Origin of the sequence: Streptomyces sp. CB02261, assembly GCF_001905665.1 — a bacterium.
Lineage (GTDB): Bacteria > Actinomycetota > Actinomycetes > Streptomycetales > Streptomycetaceae > Streptomyces.
Window position 1 is genome coordinate 22,364 of sequence record NZ_LIVX01000001.1, and the last position, 16,841, is coordinate 39,204.

The 16,841-nt window shown below is 72.0% G+C and carries 11 protein-coding genes; 6 read left to right on the forward strand and 5 right to left on the reverse strand.

Going from position 1 to position 16,841, the window contains the following annotated elements; genetic code table 11:
- Window position 1 precedes the first annotated feature (1 nt).
- Window positions 2–6,133, reverse strand: a complete 6,132-nt coding sequence (locus tag AMK29_RS00125) for a hypothetical protein (protein ID WP_143202876.1) — start codon at window positions 6,131–6,133, stop codon at window positions 2–4.
- 213 nt (window positions 6,134–6,346) lie between these two features.
- Here AMK29_RS00125 and AMK29_RS00130 point away from each other — a divergent pair, with 213 nt between their 5' ends.
- The 3 genes from AMK29_RS00130 to tyrS are packed head-to-tail and all read left to right on the forward strand — an operon-like array spanning window position 6,347 to window position 10,587.
- A complete protein-coding gene (locus tag AMK29_RS00130; RefSeq protein ID WP_073806531.1) occupies window positions 6,347–7,870 on the forward strand; it encodes a TldD/PmbA family protein in 1,524 nt (507 codons plus the stop codon).
- Entirely contained in the window at window positions 7,867–9,258 is a 1,392-nt protein-coding gene (locus tag AMK29_RS00135; protein WP_073806532.1) for a metallopeptidase TldD-related protein, read from the forward strand. The genes AMK29_RS00130 and AMK29_RS00135 overlap by 4 nt, the downstream gene beginning before the upstream one ends.
- Before the next feature lie 54 nt (window positions 9,259–9,312).
- Window positions 9,313–10,587, forward strand: coding sequence for a tyrosine--tRNA ligase (tyrS, locus tag AMK29_RS00140; RefSeq protein ID WP_073806533.1), 1,275 nt, complete (start codon window positions 9,313–9,315; stop codon window positions 10,585–10,587).
- 79 nt (window positions 10,588–10,666) lie between these two features.
- On the opposite strand, the gene AMK29_RS00145 is transcribed toward tyrS, so the two are convergent.
- Window positions 10,667–10,942: a GlsB/YeaQ/YmgE family stress response membrane protein gene (locus AMK29_RS00145; RefSeq protein WP_073806534.1), complete on the reverse strand. Its 276-nt coding sequence runs from the start codon at window positions 10,940–10,942 to the stop codon at window positions 10,667–10,669.
- Window positions 10,943–11,110: 168 nt separating this feature from the next.
- On the opposite strand from AMK29_RS00145, the gene AMK29_RS00150 reads away from it, so the two are divergent.
- Together AMK29_RS00150 and AMK29_RS00155 are read left to right on the forward strand one after the other, a co-directional pair.
- A complete protein-coding gene (locus tag AMK29_RS00150; protein WP_073806535.1) occupies window positions 11,111–11,437 on the forward strand; it encodes a DUF3099 domain-containing protein in 327 nt (108 codons plus the stop codon).
- A gap of 134 nt (window positions 11,438–11,571) precedes the next feature.
- A complete protein-coding gene (locus AMK29_RS00155) occupies window positions 11,572–11,802 on the forward strand; it encodes a hypothetical protein (protein WP_073806536.1) in 231 nt (76 codons plus the stop codon).
- 12 nt (window positions 11,803–11,814) lie between these two features.
- Here AMK29_RS00155 and moaA read toward each other — a convergent pair whose 3' ends face one another.
- The 3 genes from moaA to AMK29_RS00170 form a co-directional block, all read right to left on the reverse strand.
- A complete protein-coding gene (gene moaA / locus AMK29_RS00160) occupies window positions 11,815–12,804 on the reverse strand; it encodes a GTP 3',8-cyclase MoaA (RefSeq protein WP_073806537.1) in 990 nt (329 codons plus the stop codon).
- A 165-nt stretch (window positions 12,805–12,969) separates the two neighbouring features.
- The gene (locus AMK29_RS00165; RefSeq protein ID WP_073806538.1) at window positions 12,970–14,610 is read right to left on the reverse strand and encodes a solute symporter family protein; all 1,641 of its coding nucleotides are present in this window, start codon (window positions 14,608–14,610) and stop codon (window positions 12,970–12,972) included.
- Window positions 14,607–14,981: a DUF485 domain-containing protein gene (locus AMK29_RS00170; protein ID WP_073806539.1), complete on the reverse strand. Its 375-nt coding sequence runs from the start codon at window positions 14,979–14,981 to the stop codon at window positions 14,607–14,609. Before AMK29_RS00170 ends, AMK29_RS00165 begins: the two co-directional genes overlap by 4 nt.
- 273 nt (window positions 14,982–15,254) lie before the next feature.
- Between AMK29_RS00170 and AMK29_RS00175 the strand changes: the two genes are divergently transcribed.
- On the forward strand, window positions 15,255–16,793 hold the full coding sequence (locus AMK29_RS00175; RefSeq protein ID WP_073806540.1) for a S8 family peptidase: 1,539 nt from the start codon (window positions 15,255–15,257) through the stop codon (window positions 16,791–16,793).
- The last annotated feature ends 48 nt before the right edge of the window (window positions 16,794–16,841 follow it).

Sequence of the window (16,841 nt, forward strand, 5' to 3'; positions counted from 1 at the left end):
CTCACTTCTCCCCGGCGGCCGCCCGGGACCGCACCGCTCGGTACGTCACCGGTTCCACCGCGAAGCCCTCGGGCGTCTCGTCGAGGACGCCGAACTGGCCCAGGTGCTGCAGCCAGGCGTCGGTGTCGGCGTCGGAGAGCTCGACCGCAGCCGCCACGTCGTCGCGCGGCACTCCCTGGCCCTCCTCCACATAGCCCGTCCAGGCCGTCAGGAGGTCCAGGTCCCGTGCGTCGAGCCCGGACAGGCGCAGATGCTCCTCGATGTTGCGGGGGCCGGCGATGAGGGCGCGTATCCGCTCGACGGCGTTGTCGAGGGTCGCCCCGTGCACGGACACGTCCGTCACGGCGGCCTCCATCCAGCGGGGCCAGCCACCGGTCGCGGCGACGAGCCGGTCCCGGTCCTCGCGGGAGACGAAGGGGCATTCCGACCAGGCGCGCAGGGCGTCGGCCGTCCACCGCTCGGGGCGGAGCCACCGCACGGCCAGCTCCTCGTGCCCGTCGTCGGCGGCGAGTTCGGCGAGGCCGGCCGCGTCGGCGAGGACCACGACGGACCGGTTCTCGTTGCCGCCGCTGCGCCGCTCGGTCTGCCGGACGAGGCGGTCGGCGGCGGGACCGGCGTGGACGAGGAGGGAGCGGACCGTCTCGCGCAGCTCGGCGGTGGCGGCGCCGCGCAGGTCCGCGACGATCACATGGGCCTTGCGGCGGCGGCTCTTGAGGAGGGCGGCGAGGTCCTCCCCGTGGGTGTACGGGACGACGTCGACGCCCCGGTTCACGGCGAAGGCGGTGACCGCCTGACGGACGAGCTCGGGCCGGTGCAGCGCGGTGGTGCCGATGAGGCTGACGCCGGACTGCGCGGTCTCGTGGAGTTGTTCCTCGGTGAGCGGGCTGTAGGTCTGCACGTGCCGGGCGTCGCGGCCGAGGATGCGCCGGGCGGCGTGCGGGTTGTAGTCGTAGGGCAGGCCGAACTCGGTCTCGCGGAGTTCGAGTTCGAGTTCCTCACGGGTGCCGAGCATGTTGACGACGTTGGGGCTGCGGACGGCGAAGCGGGAACGGTCGCCGAGCTGGATGAGGAGGCCGAGGCCGACCATCTCGGTGAGGAAGATCTGCGCCTGCTTGGCGCTGAGCATCTCGAAGCCCTCCGGCCACGCCTCCCGGGCCTCCTGGAGCAGTTCGCTCGCGGAGTAGTCGCCGCGGTAGCTGTCCTTGAGGCTGCGCAGGGCGATGACGAGGGCGAGGACCCGGTAGCGGTCCTCCAGGTTGATGGTGAAGCGGAGCCGCTCGGCGATCTGGCGGCGTACGGTCTCCGACGCGGCGACCTTCTGGACGTCGTCCTCGGTGATCCGGACCGGGCTCCCGGACCAGGTGTACGGGCGGTCGTGGAGCACCCGGACGAGTTCGCGGCAGAAGATCTGCACCAGGTTGGCCTGGTAGTTGGTGATGGCGAGGATCCGCCAGACCAGCTCGGGCCGTTCGAAGAAGTAGCCGAGAGCGGCCATCGGCTCGGTGACGAGCCGGACGGCGGCCTGGGTGCCGAGCGGGCCGACGAGGACGTCGGGGCCGCCGTGCACGGTGGAGACGTTGGAGAGGTGGCCGAAGCGCTGGACCTGGTGGAGACCCGCGAAGACGATCTTGAAGCGTCGTTCGGTCTGCTCCATCAGGCGCTGGAAGTGCATGACGTTGGGGAACGTCGACTCGCTGCCGACGCGGTAGGCGCGCCGCGAGTCGGTGTTGAGGAAGGCGTCCGCCTCGTCCGCGAGGACCAGGATCCGCCGCGTGTCGTCCTCGTCGAGCCATGCCTGGATGTTGCGGACGACGACATCGGGGTTGGCCTGTTCCGACATCTTGTTGTTGAAGACGCCCTTGCGTTTGAGGTCCTCGACCAGTCGGCTCCAGATCCGGTCGGGCGCCTCCGCGTGACCGATCTCCGCCTTCAGCAGGTCGAGGTAGACGGCGACGTGGGCGTCGGCCCGGCTGGGGAAGATCTCCGCGACCCGGCGCAGCAGCGCGGACTTGCCGAGCTGGCGGCCCCCGTAGAGGAACATGCCGCCCTCGCGGCCCATGACCTCCCGCATCTCCTCGTCGCGGCCGTAGAACACCTCGGGCGGGACGAGGCCGGCGACGAACGGGGTGTAGGGGTTGTATGCGGCCCAGGGCAGGGTCACGCGCTGGAGCGAGCGGAAGGAGCCGGGGGCGCGGGCGGCCATCCAGCCCATCACCGCGGAGTCGACCACCAGCGCCTGCTGGGCGAAGGAGCGGGCGGACTCGGCGAGGCCGCGCCGCCCCTCCAGGCCGAGCGGGTGGAGGTAGAGCACGATGTTGGCACCGACGTCGGCGTCCTCCAGGTGGGCGAGCGGTCCGTCGGCGGGCTGCTCCTCCCAGATGAGCAGGACGGTGTACGAGGAGGCCCGGGAGCCGAGCGCGGCGACGTACCCGGCGCGTTCGGCGACCCGGGCGCGCACCTTGAAGCGGCGCATGCCCTGGCCGAGGGCGGCCCGCTCGGCGGACACCTGGCCCGGGGAGACGTCGAGGCCGAGGACCCGCAGCAGCTGGGAGAGGTGCTGCGGGAGTTCGCCGCGCCGGCCCTGCGGGCTGCAGAGGGCCGCCCAGGACTCCAGGCCGTTGCCCGCCGCGGGGGTGAGGGAGGCGTCCGGGTCGCTGTAGTGGTTCGCCCACCAGTCGGCGTCGACGCCCTCGCCGCCGGCCTTCGGCGCGTCGGGCGCGGTGACGCCGCCGAGGAACGCGGCCAGTTCGGAGCCGTCGTCGGCGGGCCGCGCCGGCAGCGGCTTGTGGCTCGTCGCCAGGGCGAGGAACTCCTGTGCCGTGACCGTGTCCCCCTCGTCGATGAGGCGGGCGATCCGGTCGTGGTCCTCGGCGGACAGCGGCCGGTCCGGGCGGGAGCGCAGCAGGGCGAGGTTCTCGCGGAGCTGCCGGGTGTAGTCCTCGACGAGGGTGACGAGCTCCGCCTCAAGGGTGCGCAGCGAGTCCACGGCGAACCGGTAGCGGCCCGAGTCCTCGCCGTCGACGAACTCCTGGAGGCGGCCCACGAACTCCCGTTCCTCGTTCTCGGCCAGCTGGTTGAGCGTCCGCATCTGGGCGAGCAGCCCGGCCGCCGCGCGGTGGCGTTCGGCGACCTCGCGCCGCCAGTCCTCCTGGCTCTGGGCGAGCCGCCGGGCCGCCGACTCCGTCCACTCGGGGTCGGTGCAGCCGTACTTCTCGGGCTCGCTCTCGACGGCGGCTATCAGCGCCCTCGCGAGGTGCAGGTCGCCGTCGCCGAGGTAGCGCACGAGGGCGTACTCGGCGTCGGGGGGCGTCAGCAGGGCGGCGATCCGGCGGGCCGCCCTGGGGTCGGTCAGGTCGGCGTCGCCGAGGGCGTCCCGGGGCAGGTCGGGCAGCCGGAGGAGGGAGTCGGCGGGCGGGACGGGGCCGCCGTTCTCACGGAGCTGGTCGGCCACCGCGTCCTCGGACCGTACGTGCTCGCCGGTGAGCCAGGCGCGCAGCAGCGCCAGCGCCGCGCCTCCGGTGCCGGCCGGGGCGGGCTCGTCGGCGACGTCCCGGAGGACGGAGGCCAGTTCGGGGATGCCGCGGTCGCTCACGCCCTGGTGCGGCCGGGCGGCGGCGTGGGCGGCCTCGGCGCGCATGAGGAGCTCGCCGACGGAGCGGCAGGCGGTGTGCAGCTGCCGGAGGGCGCCGGCGGTGATCGGCTCCTTGGCCTGCTTGGACGTACGGAACAGGGCGTCGGTGTCCTCGATGAGCCGGTCGATGTCCTCCGCCCGCCACAGCTCCTCCCCCAGGGCGCGGAAGCCGGGCGTGCCGGTGTACTGCGCGGGGCTCTGGCCGGACCACTCGATGACCTCGTTCAGCGCGTGCCGCACCGGGCCCGACGGGCCGACGAGGTACTGGAGCACCTGGGACGCCCGCTGGTACTTCATCTTGCGGCGCGGCAGGTCGTCGAGCAGCTGCCGGGCGGTGAGCCCGATCTCCTCGCGGGTGGCGGCCTCCTGGCCCTCGGCGCTGCCCTGGAGCATGCCGGGCTCGAACGCGCGCCCGTCCCTGACGGCGGCGACGAGCAGGGTGAGCAGTTGCTGCCAGGGCGCGGTGAGTCCGGACGGCATGACGAAGCCGCTGACCAGGCCGTGCGGCCACCGTGCGGTGAGTCCGGTGCGGAGGGCGGCCGCGAGGGCCACGAGATGGGCCTCGCGGTCCTGCGCGGCGAGCGCGGGGTCGAGCTCGTGCGCCATCTGGACGGGGGTGGCCTCGCTGTCCGAGACACAGCTGAACGCGGCGGCGGCGAAGGCGAGGGTCCGTGCCCGGACGTCGCCCTCGCGGGAGGCCACGGTCATCCAGTACGCCTCGGCGATCCGGCCGTCCCGCAGCAGGGTGCCGACGGGCGGCTCGCAGCCGGTCTCCCAGGGCGCGTACGGGTCCCAGTCGGGCGCGTCGAGCCCGGCCGGCCAGGGCTCGTCCTCGACGGGGCGGGGCACGGGGGCGGGGGCTTGCGCGGGTACGGGGGCGGGGGCCGGGACCTGAGGCGGTACGGGGGCGGGGGGCGGGGCCTGCGCGAGTTCGGGCGCGGGGGCCGGGGCCGGGGCCGGGGCGTGGTCGGGCGCGGGGGCCGGGGCCGGTACCGGAGGCGGGGCCTGTCCGGCGGCGGGCGCGGGGGCCGGTACGAGGGTCGAGGCGTGGTCGGGCGCGGGGGCCGGGGCCGGGGCCGGGGCGTGGTCGGGCGCGGGGGCCGGGGCCGGTACCGGAGGCGGGGCCTGTCCGGCGGCGGGCGCGGGGGCCGGGTCGGGGTCGGGTGCCGGGCCGGGGGCCGGGGCCGTGGTGGGCGCCGTCGTCGGGGCGGGCAGGAGGGCCGGGGGCGGCGGTTCCACCGCGCGGCGGACGGCCTCGATGGCGGAGGCGCCCACCCGGACCCGGCCCGTCATCGCCGTGGCGTCTCCGGTGCCGTGCTCGGTCCGCCCCGACGGGAGTTCCTGCACGAGGTCCGGGGCCGGGGTCGGGGGCAGGGGCAGGCCCTGGTCGTGGCTCACCGGCTCCGCCGGGCTGACGGACCCGGGCTCCGGCGCCGGCGCGGCGGCCTCCTCCCGTACAGGAACGCCCAGTTCGCGCAGTTGCGCCTCGGTCCGTTCGAGGTGACGGCGGAGGTCGGCCGCCTCCTCCTCGTCGTCGGCCCACTCCAGGAGTTCGGCGTACCGGCCCGCCTTGCGGCGCAGGGCGTCGGCCTGCTCCGCCCGCGCCTCCCGCAGCCGGGTCAGCTCGGCGCCCGCCTCGGCGTATCCGAGGCCCGGCCCCCAGGTGACCCCTTCGGAGGCGAGCGCGGCGGCGAGACGCTCGCGCTCCCGCGTCCAGTGGGCGAGCCCGTCGCCGGGGGCGTCCTCGGGGAAGAGCCCCGCTTCGACGGCGTCCGCCGCACCGCGCAGGACGACGGCCAGCCGTGCGCCGGACCGCTTCAGGAGGTCGAGCGACGCGGGGAGGTCGGCCAGGGGCGGGGGTCCGGACACGGGAGCGGCATCCTCACACTCGGGGTTCGTCGTCGGAGGGCCAGTGACGGAACCGGGCGACGGACCGGAACCTCCCTCGGCACCGGCACCGGCCTCAGAACCGGCTCCGGCACCAGCCTCGGCCTCGCACGAGCCGTCGTCGTCCGACGCGGCCTCCAGACGCGGGCCTATCTCGTGTGCGTCCGGCGGCGGGCTGCTGTCCGCGGCCGTCTGTAACGCGGCCTCGTGCCGCGTCGCCAGCGGCCCCACCGGGAGCCGGCTCGTCCCCGGCAGGAGCATCCCGTAGAGGGCGCACCGGGCGAGCGGCGGGTCGAGCACGCTGAGCATGGCGTGGAGTTCGTCGAAGGTGGGGTCCGTCAGGGCGCGGTGCGAGAACCCGTACTCCGCGTGGAGCGCCTTCACCGCCCAGACGAGCCCGCAGGCGGCGATGCTCGTCAACTGCCCCTGCTGCGCCTTGGCGAGCCGGACCCGGGCCGCGTGCAGTTCCCGCCGGGAGGGTGGGGACGGCGGCCGGTCCGACGCATGGGCGTGCTTGTCGCCCCGTAAGCAGTGATGCCAGGTCAGCAGGGATCTGAGTGCGTCCTCGTCCAGCGACGACAGCCAGGACCTGACTCCGTTCACCCACCCGTGCATGACGTCGATCATCTCATCCCATCGACGCGGGTGCTATGCCCGTGCTCTATTCCGGCCCCTCAACGGGCCCCCACGGAAGGCGGGTTGGCGCGGGTCACGCCGCGGGCGCACCTCAATGCGCCGACTCCCCGGCCCGTCCCGTGATTGACTTCCGGGACAGTAGGACCCCACTTTCCGACCCCCGTCTTCCGATCGCCGAGAGCGAGGCCGCTCGTGGTCCATCAGATCGACCCTACGTTCGTCGCGCTGCCCCTACGGGCGCTCGCCGACGCGGCGCTCGCCCGAGCGCGCGCGCTCGGCGCCGAGCACGCCGACTTCCGTCTGGAGCGGGTGCGCAGCGCCTCCTGGCGGCTGCGTGACGCCAAACCGTCCGGTTCCTCGGACACCACGGACCTCGGCTACGCGGTGCGGGTGGTGCACGGCGGGGCCTGGGGGTTCGCGTCGGGCGTCGACCTGACCATGGACGGGGCCGCGCGGGTCGCCTCGCAGGCGGTGGCCATGGCCAAGCTGTCGGCGAAGGTCATCGCGGCGGCGGGGTCCGACGAGAGGGTCGAGCTGGCCGAGGAGCCGGTGCACGAGGAGCGCACCTGGGTCTCCTCGTACGAGATCGACCCCTTCTCCATCCCCGGCGAGGAGAAGAGCGCGCTGCTCGCCGACTGGAGCGCGCGGCTGCTGCGGGCGGACGGCGTGGCGCACGTGGACGCCTCGCTGCTCACCGTCCACGAGAACAAGTTCTACGCGGACACGGCGGGCACCGTCACCACGCAGCAGCGGGTCCGGCTGCACCCGCAGCTCACGGCGGTCGCCGTCGACGAGACGACCGGTGAGTTCGACTCGATGCGGACGATCGCGCCGCCGGTCGGACGGGGCTGGGAGTACCTGACGGGTACCGGCTGGGACTGGGACAAGGAGCTGGACGAGATCCCGGGGCTGCTCGCCGAGAAGATGCGGGCGCCGAGCGTGGAGGCGGGGCGGTACGACCTGGTCGTGGACCCGTCGAACCTCTGGCTGACGATCCACGAGTCGATCGGGCACGCCACCGAGCTGGACCGGGCGCTGGGCTACGAGGCGGCGTACGCGGGCACCTCCTTCGCGACCTTCGACCAGCTGGGCAAGCTGGCGTACGGCTCCTCGATCATGAACGTGACGGGTGACAGGACCGCCGAGCACGGGCTCGCGACGGTCGGGTTCGACGACGAGGGCGTCGAGGCGCAGAGCTGGGACCTGGTGAAGGACGGCACGCTCGTCGGCTACCAGCTGGACCGGCGGATCGCGAAGCTCACGGGCCTCGGCCGGTCGAACGGCTGCGCCTTCGCCGACTCCCCCGCGCACGTGCCGGTGCAGCGGATGGCGAACGTCTCCCTCCAGCCGGACCCGGGCGGCCTGTCGACCGAGGACCTGATCGGGGGCGTGGAGCGGGGCATCTACGTGGTCGGTGACCGGTCCTGGTCGATCGACATGCAGCGCTACAACTTCCAGTTCACCGGTCAGCGGTTCTTCCGCATCGAGAACGGGCGGCTCGCCGGGCAGCTGAGGGACGTCGCGTACCAGGCGACGACCACGGAGTTCTGGGGCTCGATGGAGCAGGTCGGCGGCCCGCAGACGTATGTCCTCGGCGGCGCGTTCAACTGCGGCAAGGCCCAGCCGGGCCAGGTCGCCGCGGTCTCCCACGGCTGCCCGTCCGCCCTCTTCCGGGGCGTCAACATTCTGAACACGACGCAGGAGGCCGGACGATGAGCCGCGTCAGCAAGCCGTACGAGATCGTCGAGCGGGCCCTCGAACTGTCCCGCGCCGACGGGTGTGTCGTCATCGCCGACGAGGAGTCCTCGGCCAATCTGCGCTGGGCGGGCAACGCGCTCACGACGAACGGTGTCACCCGGGGCCGGACCCTCACCGTCATCGCGACCGTCGACGGCGGACAGGGCACGGCCTCCGGTGTCGTGTCCCGGTCCGCCGTGACCGCGGACGACCTGGAGCCCCTGGTCCGGGCCGCCGAGGCCGCCGCGCGTGCCGCCGGACCGGCGGAGGACGCCCAGCCGCTGGTCGAGGGTGTGCCCTCCTCCCCCGACTTCACGGACGCGCCGGCCGAGACCTCCTCCGCCGTCTTCACCGACTTCGCCCCGGCGCTCGGCGAGGCCTTCGCCCGCGCCCGGGCCGGCGGCCGTGAGCTGTACGGCTTCGCGAACCACGAGCTGACCTCCAGCTACGTGGGGACGTCCACGGGTCTGCGGCTGCGCCACGACCAGCCCAACGGGACCCTGGAGCTGAACGCCAAGTCCCCCGACCGCTCGCGCTCCGCCTGGGCCGGCCGCTCGACCCGGGACTTCAAGGACGTCGACCCGGCCGCGCTGGACGCCGAGCTGGCGACCCGCCTCGGCTGGGCGGAGCGGCGGATCGAGCTTCCCGCGGGGCGGTACGAGACGCTGCTGCCGCCGACCGCCGTGGCCGACCTGCTGATCTACCAGCTGTGGTCCTCGACGGCCCGGGACGCGGTGGAGGGCCGTACGGTCTTCTCCAAGCCCGGCGGCGGCACCCGGCTCGGCGAGACCCTGTCCCCGCTGCCGCTGACCCTGCGCAGCGACCCGAACGAGCCGGGTCTGGAGTCCGCGCCGTTCGTGATCGCGCACTCCTCGGGCGACGACTCCTCGGTCTTCGACAACGGTCTGCCGATCGCGCCGACGGACTGGATGCGGGACGGGAAGCTGGAGCGCCTGATCACCACCCGGCACACGGCGGAACTTACTCGCTTGCCCGTGGCACCCGGAGCGGGGAACCTGATCCTGGACGGCGGCGGCGAGCGCTCCCTGGAGGAGATGGTCGCCTCGACGCAGCGAGGCCTGCTGCTGACCTGCCTCTGGTACATCCGCGAGGTCGACCCGGCGACGCTGCTGCTCACCGGACTGACCCGGGACGGCGTCTACCTCGTGGAGAACGGCGAGGTGGTCGGCGAGGTGAACAACTTCCGGTTCAACGAGTCGCCGGTGGACCTGCTGTCGCGGGCCTCGGAGGTGGGACGGACGGAGAAGACGCTGCCGCGCGAGTGGAGCGACTGGTTCACCCGGGCCGCGATGCCCGCCCTGCGGGTGCCCGACTTCAACATGAGCTCGGTCAGCAAGGGGGTCTGACCCACCTAGACTGGGCCACGGCATCACCGCAATCGATCAAGGAGACGGACGACCGTGACGGACATCGTCGACGAGCTGAAGTGGCGTGGGCTCTTCGCCCAGTCCACCGATGAGGACGCACTGCGCAAGGCTCTCGCGGACGGTCCCGTCACCTTCTATTGCGGTTTCGACCCGACCGCGGCCAGTCTCCACGTCGGCCACCTGGTCCAGGTCCTCACCGTCCGCCGGCTCCAGCGGGCCGGGCACCGGCCGCTGGCGCTGGTCGGCGGGGCCACCGGCCAGATCGGCGACCCGCGGCCGACGGCCGAGCGCACCCTGAACGACCCCGAGACGGTCGCGAACTGGGTGAACCGGCTGCGGACGCAGATCGAGCCGTTCCTCTCCTTCGAGGGGGAGAACGCGGCGATCATGGTGAACAACCTGGACTGGACCGCCGGACTGTCGGCGATCGAGTTCCTGCGGGACATCGGCAAGCACTTCCGGGTCAACAAGATGCTGACCAAGGACTCCGTCGCCCGCCGCCTGGAGTCCGAGCAGGGCATCAGCTACACCGAGTTCAGCTACCAGCTGCTCCAGGCCATGGACTTCCTGGAGCTGTACCGCCGCCACGGCTGCGTCCTCCAGCAGGGCGGCTCGGACCAGTGGGGCAACCTGGTGGCGGGGCTCGACCTGATCCACCGCCTGGAGCCGGGTGCGGAGGTGCACGCGCTCGCCACCCCGCTGATGGTCAAGGCCGACGGCACCAAGTTCGGCAAGACCGAGAGCGGGGCCGTCTGGCTCGACCCGGAGATGACGACGCCGTACGCGTTCTACCAGTTCTGGCTGAACGTGGACGACCGGGACATCTCGACGTACATGCGGATCCTTTCCTTCAGGTCCCGCGAGGAGCTGGAGGAGCTGGAGCGGCAGACCGCCGAGCGGCCGCAGGCGCGTGCCGCGCAGCGGGCGCTCGCGGAGGAGCTCACCACCCTGGTGCACGGCGCCGACCAGTGCGCGGCCGTCATCGACGCCTCCAAGGCGCTGTTCGGGCAGGGTGACCTGGCCGAGCTGGACGAGGCGACGCTGGCCGCCGCCCTGTCGGAGCTGCCGCACGCCCGGGTGACCGCGCTCGGCCAGGTCGTGGACCTGTTCACCGAGGTCGGTCTCGCGCCGAGCAGGTCGGGCGCGCGCCGCACGGTGAAGGAGGGCGGGGCCTACGTGAACAACGTGAAGGTGACCGCCGAGGACGCCGAGGTGTCGGCGGAGGAGCTGCTGCACGGCCGGTGGCTGGTGCTGAGGCGCGGCAAGAAGAACCTGGCGGCGATCGAGTTCGCCGGCGCGGAGGGCTGAGGCCCTCCCCCGCGTACGCCGGGAGGCCCGGTACGGCACGTGATGTGCCGTACCGGGCCTCCGGTCGTTCCGCGCCGGGTCAGGCCCGTCGCCGGTTGCCCTTCAGCGAGGCCCAGAGCATGTCACCCACCCCGACCACGGCGACGGCACCGATCAGCTGGAGCAGGTGGCGGGTCCAGTCGATGCCCTTGGTGTCGTTGACCCCGATCCAGGTCGCGACCGCGTTGCCGAGCACGCTGCCGAGAATGCCGAACACGGTCGTCAGCCACAGGGGGATCTGCTGCTTGCCCGGCAGGATCGCCTTCGCGATCAGACCGAGGACCAGTCCCACGATGATCGCCCACAACCAACTCATCGTCGCCTCCTAGTACGCATGTGGGCCCAGTCTCTTCCGACCGGCCATACGCCGCATGTCGGACAGCGCCATCCGGGCCCCGGCCTCGTCGGCGGCCGAGGGCGGGCGTACCGTGGAGGGGAGGTCCGGACCGGGAGAGTCCGGCGCGACGGTGGGTGGTGGACGGCGATGCCTAAGCGTGGCGGGACCGAGGTCTTCCGGATCACGGGAGCCCGACAGGGGCTCGCCGACGACGTGCGCGGGAGACAGCGGCGTTATGTCATCTCGATGACGGTCCGGACGCTCTCCGTGATCGCGGCCGCGGTGCTGTGGAACGTCGAGCGGCACGTGGCGATCGTGGCTCTCGCCCTGGGCATCCTGCTCCCCTATGTCGCCGTGGTCATCGCGAACGCGGGACGGGAGTCCGCGCCGTCCCTTCCCTCCACGTTCGTCCCCCCTCCGGAGCGCCCCGAACTGGAGCCCGGAAAGCTCAGGAAAAGCTCAGATCAATCATGAAGTTCCAGTGCACCGCACCCCATGTGCCGTGACATACTGCCTACGCGCTCCGCATCCCCCGTCGGAGCGACGGACCGATGCCGGGCAGCTCCCCCCGTGGCTGCTCGGCATCGCCCTTGCTGGACAATGATCCGATGATCAATGGTCCGGTGAGCGAAGAGAAGCCGATCTGCTCCGCGAAGGGGTGCCGCGCCGACGCCGTCTGGGTGCTCGCGTGGAACAACCCCGCGCTGCACACGCCCGAGCGTCGCAAGACCTGGCTCGCGTGCGAGGAGCACCGCGAACACCTCTCCCAGTTCCTCGGTGTACGGGGATTCCTCAAGGACGTCGTGCCGCTGGCCGACTGGGAGTCCGCCGAGGCCTGAGGCCCGCCTCGCTCAGCCGCCGATCGCCGACATCGGGCGGTCGGGCTGGAGGAAGCTCGGGTCGTCGAGGCCGGAGCCGGCCTTCTTGCCCCACATGGCCTGCTTCCAGATCGCCGCGACCTCGCTGTCGGGCGCATCCGAGCGGAGCGCGGCCCGCAGGTCCGTCTCCTCGGTGGCGAACAGACAGGTCCGCACCTGGCCGTCGGCGGTGAGCCGGGTGCGGTCGCAGGCCCGGCAGAACGGGCGGGTGACGGAGGCGATCACCCCGACCGTGTGCGGTCCGCCGTCGACGACCCAGCGCTCGGCGGGCGCCGAACCGCGCTCGTCGGCGCCTTCGGGCGTCAGGGTGAAGCGGGTGCGCAGGGACTCCAGGATGTCGCCGGCGGTGATCATGCCGTCGCGCTTCCAGCCGTGCTGGGCGTCGAGGGGCATCTGCTCGATGAAGCGGAGCTCGTACTCCTGCTCCACCGCCCAGGCGAGGAGGTCGGGTGCCTCGTCGGCGTTGAGCCCGGGCATCAGGACGGCGTTGACCTTCACCGGGGTGAGGCCGGCGTCCCGGGCGGCGGCCATGCCGTCGAGGACGTCCTGGTGGCGGTCGCGCCGGGTGAGGGTCTTGAAGACCTCGGGGCGCAGGGTGTCCAGGGAGACGTTGACCCGGTCGAGCCCGGCGGCCTTGAGGGCGGCGGCCGTGCGCTTCAGTCCGATGCCGTTGGTGGTGAGGGACATCCGGGGGCGGGGCTCCAGGGCCGCGCAGCGCTCGACGATGCCGACGAGGCCGGGGCGGAGCAGCGGCTCACCGCCGGTGAAGCGGACCTCGGTGACGCCGAGGTCGGTGACCGCGATGCGGATCAGGCGGACGATCTCGTCGTCGGTGAGCAGGTCCGGCTTCGCGAGCCACTGCAGACCCTCTTCGGGCATGCAGTAGGTGCAGCGCAGGTTGCACCGGTCCGTGAGCGAGACGCGCAGGTCGGTGGCCACCCGGCCATAGGTGTCGATGAGCACTGTGGGCCCCCTCCCCGTCTTGCGGTTGCGTGTGGTTCGAGCCTACGTGAGCCCGGCGACATCGAGCAGGGCAGATTGTCACGAGGACCGACGCGGCCGCGTCGTAGAACTCTACGACGCGGCCGCCCGGGGGTCGCGGAACGTATACGGCCCGCTGCGCTCCGGTCAGTGCTCGACGGCCTTGGCGACGCCGACGCCGGTGAGGGACTTGACCTCCAGCTCCGCGTACTTGCCCGCGTCCGGCTCCTCCTTGGAGAGGAGCGAGCCGAGCCAGCCGAGGAGGAAGCCGAGCGGGATCGAGACGAGGCCGGGGTTCTCCAGCGGGAACCAGTGGAAGTCCACGCCCTTGAACATGGAGGCCGGTCCGCCGGAGACGACGGGCGAGAAGAGGACGAGGACGACGGAGGAGACCAGTCCGCCGTAGATCGACCAGAGCGCGCCCTGGGTGGTGAACCGCTTCCAGAAGAGCGAGTAGAGGATCGTCGGCAGGTTGGCCGAGGCGGCGACCGCGAAGGCGAGGGCGACCAGGCCGGCGACGTTGAGGTCGCGGGCGAGGGCGCCGAGGGCGATCGACACGATGCCGATGAGGACGGTGGACCAGCGGGCGGCCCGCATCTCCTCCTTCTCGGTGGCCTTCCCGCGCTTGATCACGTTCGCGTAGATGTCGTGCGCGAAGGACGAGGAGGAGGCGAGGGTCAGACCGGCGACCACGGCCAGGATGGTGGCGAAGGCGACGGCGGAGATGACGGCGAGGAGGATCGCGCCGCCGGTGGAGCCGGCTCCGCCGCCGACCTCCAGGGCGGTCAGCGGGGCCGCCGTGTTGCCCGCCTTGTTGGATGCCCTGATGGTGTCGCCGCTGAGGAGTGCGGCGGCGCCGAAGCCGAGGACGATCGTCATCAGGTAGAAGGCGCCGATGATGCCGATGGCCCAGTTGACCGACTTCCGGGCGGCCTTGGCGGTCGGCACCGTGTAGAAGCGGATCAGGATGTGGGGCAGGCCGGCGGTGCCGAGGACCAGGGCGATGCCGAGGGAGATGAAGTCCAGCTTCGAGATGGCGGTGGTGCCGTACTTGAGGCCGGGCTCCAGGAAGGCGTCGCCCTTGCCGCTGTTGGTGGCGGCGGCGCCGAGCAGCTGCGAGAGGTTGAAGTCGAACTTGAGCAGGATGAGGAAGGTGATGAGGAGCGTGCCCGCGATGAGCAGGACGGCCTTCACCATCTGCACCCAGGTGGTGCCCTTCATGCCGCCGATCGTCACGTAGACGATCATCAGGACGCCGACGAGGGCGACGATCGCGATCTTGCCGCCGTCGCTGGTGATGCCGAGGAGCAGCGAGACGAGGACGCCGGCGCCGGCCATCTGGGCGAGCAGGTAGAAGATCGAGACGACGATGGTGGAGGTGCCGGCGGCGGTGCGGACGGGGCGCTGGCGCATCCGGTAGGCGAGGACGTCGCCCATGGTGAACCGGCCGGAGTTGCGCAGCGGTTCGGCGACCAGGAGCAGGGCGACGAGCCAGGCGACGAGGAAGCCGATCGAGTAGAGGAAGCCGTCGTAGCCGAAGAGGGCGATGGCGCCGCTGATGCCGAGGAAGGACGCGGCGGACATGTAGTCGCCGGAGATCGCGAGGCCGTTCTGGAAGCCGGTGAACTGGCCTCCGCCCGCGTAGAAGTCGGCGGCGCTGCGGGTCTGCCGGCCGGCCCAGACGGTGATGATCAGGGTCGCGATGACGAAGGCGCCGAACAGGGCGATGATCAGCGGCCGGTGCTCGCTGGTGGCGCTGTCCGCCGCGAGCAGGACGGGGGTGCTCATGCGTCGCCCTCCATACGGTGCCTGATGGCCTCGGCCTTGGGGTCGAGCCGGTTCGCCGCGTGCCGTGAGTAGAGCCAGGCGATGAGGAAGGTGGTGAGGAACTGGCCGAGGCCCAGGACGAGCGCCACGTTGATGTTGCCGAAGACCTTGGTCCCCATGAAGCCGCCCGCGTAGTTGGAGAGCAGCACGTACAGCAGGTACCAGGCGATGAAGGCGAGGGTCAGGGGGAAGGCGAAGGAGCGGTACGTACGGCGCAGTTCGACGAACTCCGCGCCCTCCTGGACCTCGACGAACTGTTCCGTCGTGGGTGATACGGGAGCGGATGCGGCCTCCGTCCCGTTTCTGGGCGGCGGCGGTGCTTCGGTAGCCACGGAATCTCCTCGTGACGCGGGGACGGAGGGCACGGTCAAGGGGGCCTCACCAGGGGTGCGGGAACGGAACTCCTCACGGAGCACCTCCCCTGCACAACGGCACGGAGCGGGATGCGAAGCGGTTCACGCCGAGGGATTTATTCGTACAGATCTTCATGAAGTCTTCTCAACTCATTGAAGCGCCGGGAAGATCAGCGATAGCTTCACTCGTCATGCACCTGTCCGCGCGCAAACCCGCGCGAGGGCAGTACATACGGATGATGTGGAGAACCCATGGCTCATCTGGGATCGAGGCGCGGCCGAGCTCTCGCTCTGCCGGTTGGTCTCGCGCTCACGGCTTCGCTCGGCTTCCTTCCCTCCGGCGCCGCCTCCGCCGCGGAACTGAGTGACGCACCGACCTCCGCCGTGGCGACGAACGGGCCGAAGCTGACGTACGTCGTCAACGTCGCGGGTGGTCGCTGGACCGCCGCGTCGGTGAAGAAGGCGATAGCCGCCGCCGGCGGCGAGGTGGTCGTCTCGTACGACCAGATAGGCGTGATCGTCGTCCACTCGCAGAACCCGGAGTTCGCGAAGACGATCCGTACGGCGCGTGGTGTGGTGTCGGCCGGTGCGACCCGTACCGCCCCGCTGTCCGCCCAGACGGACACCGCCGTCGACGAGGGCGCCCAGTCGCTGTCCGCGGCCGAGGCCAAGGCCGCCGCGGCCAAGGCGACGGACGAGCAGGACCCGCTGGAGCCCCTGCAGTGGGACCTGCCGGCCATCAAGGCGGACAAGGCGCACCAGAAGACGCTCGGCAGCAAGCGCGTCACGGTCGCCGTCATCGACACGGGTGTCGACGACACCCACCCGGACCTGGCGCCGAACTTCGACGTCAAGGCGTCCGCCAACTGCGTGACCGGCAAGCCGGACACCACCGCCGGCTCGTGGCGCCCCAACCCGGGCGAGAGCGACCACGGCACGCACGTCGCCGGTACGATCGCCGCCGCGAAGAACGGCGTCGGCGTCACGGGGGTCGCCCCGGGCGTGAAGGTCTCCGGCATCAAGGTGTCCACCCCGGACGGCTTCTTCTACACCGAGGCCGTGGTCTGCGGCTTCATGTGGGCGGCCGAGCAGGGTGTCGAGGTCACGAACAACAGCTACTACACCGACCCGTGGATGTTCGCCTGCAAGAACGACGAGGACCAGAAGGCCCTCATCGAGGCGGTCACCCGTGCGAGCCGCTACGCGGAGCGCAAGGGCACGGTCAACGTGGCGGCGGCCGGAAACTCCAAGTTCGACCTGGCGGCCGACGAGATCCTCGACAACAGCAGCCCGAACGACACCACGCCGGGCGACCGGGTCATCGACCCGAAGGAGTGCCTCGACTACCCGGCCATGCTGCCGGGCATCGTGACCGTCTCCGCGACCGGTGCCAAGGACCTGAAGGCGTCCTACTCCAACTACGGTCTCGGCGTCATCGACGTCTCCGCCCCCGGCGGCGACCGTACCGAGTACCAGACCCCGGACGCCCCGGCGGTCAACGGCCGCATCCTGTCGACCACGGTCAACGGCGGCTACAACTACAAGGCGGGCACGTCGATGGCCGCTCCGCACGCGGCGGGCGTCCTCGCGCTCATCAAGTCGACGCACCCGCACGCGAGCCCGGCGGCGCTGAAGGCGCTGCTGTACGCGCAGGCCGACGACCGCGCCTGCACGAACCCGTACGACATCGAGGGCGACGGCAAGATCGACGCCGTCTGCGAGGGTGGCAAGAACAAGAACGGCTTCTACGGGGCCGGTCTGATCGACGCGCTGGACGCCGTCCGCCGCTAGTCGCGGAGGTCCGGTGAGGGAGGGTCCCCGTGTGGCGTGCCACACGGG

Bases quoted from the DNA above. Each gene is read 5' to 3' on its own strand.
- AMK29_RS00135 (WP_073806532.1), top strand. From the start codon at position 7,867: ATGAGCCGCGTCAGCAAGCCGTACGAGATCGTCGAGCGGGCCCTCGAA.
- AMK29_RS00175 (WP_073806540.1), top strand. From the start codon at position 15,255: ATGGCTCATCTGGGATCGAGGCGCGGCCGAGCTCTCGCTCTGCCGGTT.
- AMK29_RS00150 (WP_073806535.1), top strand. From the start codon at position 11,111: ATGCCTAAGCGTGGCGGGACCGAGGTCTTCCGGATCACGGGAGCCCGA.
- AMK29_RS00155 (WP_073806536.1), top strand. From the start codon at position 11,572: ATGATCAATGGTCCGGTGAGCGAAGAGAAGCCGATCTGCTCCGCGAAG.
- AMK29_RS00145 (WP_073806534.1), bottom strand. From the start codon at position 10,942: ATGAGTTGGTTGTGGGCGATCATCGTGGGACTGGTCCTCGGTCTGATC.
- AMK29_RS00125 (WP_143202876.1), bottom strand. From the start codon at position 6,133: ATGCACGGGTGGGTGAACGGAGTCAGGTCCTGGCTGTCGTCGCTGGAC.
- AMK29_RS00165 (WP_073806538.1), bottom strand. From the start codon at position 14,610: ATGAGCACCCCCGTCCTGCTCGCGGCGGACAGCGCCACCAGCGAGCAC.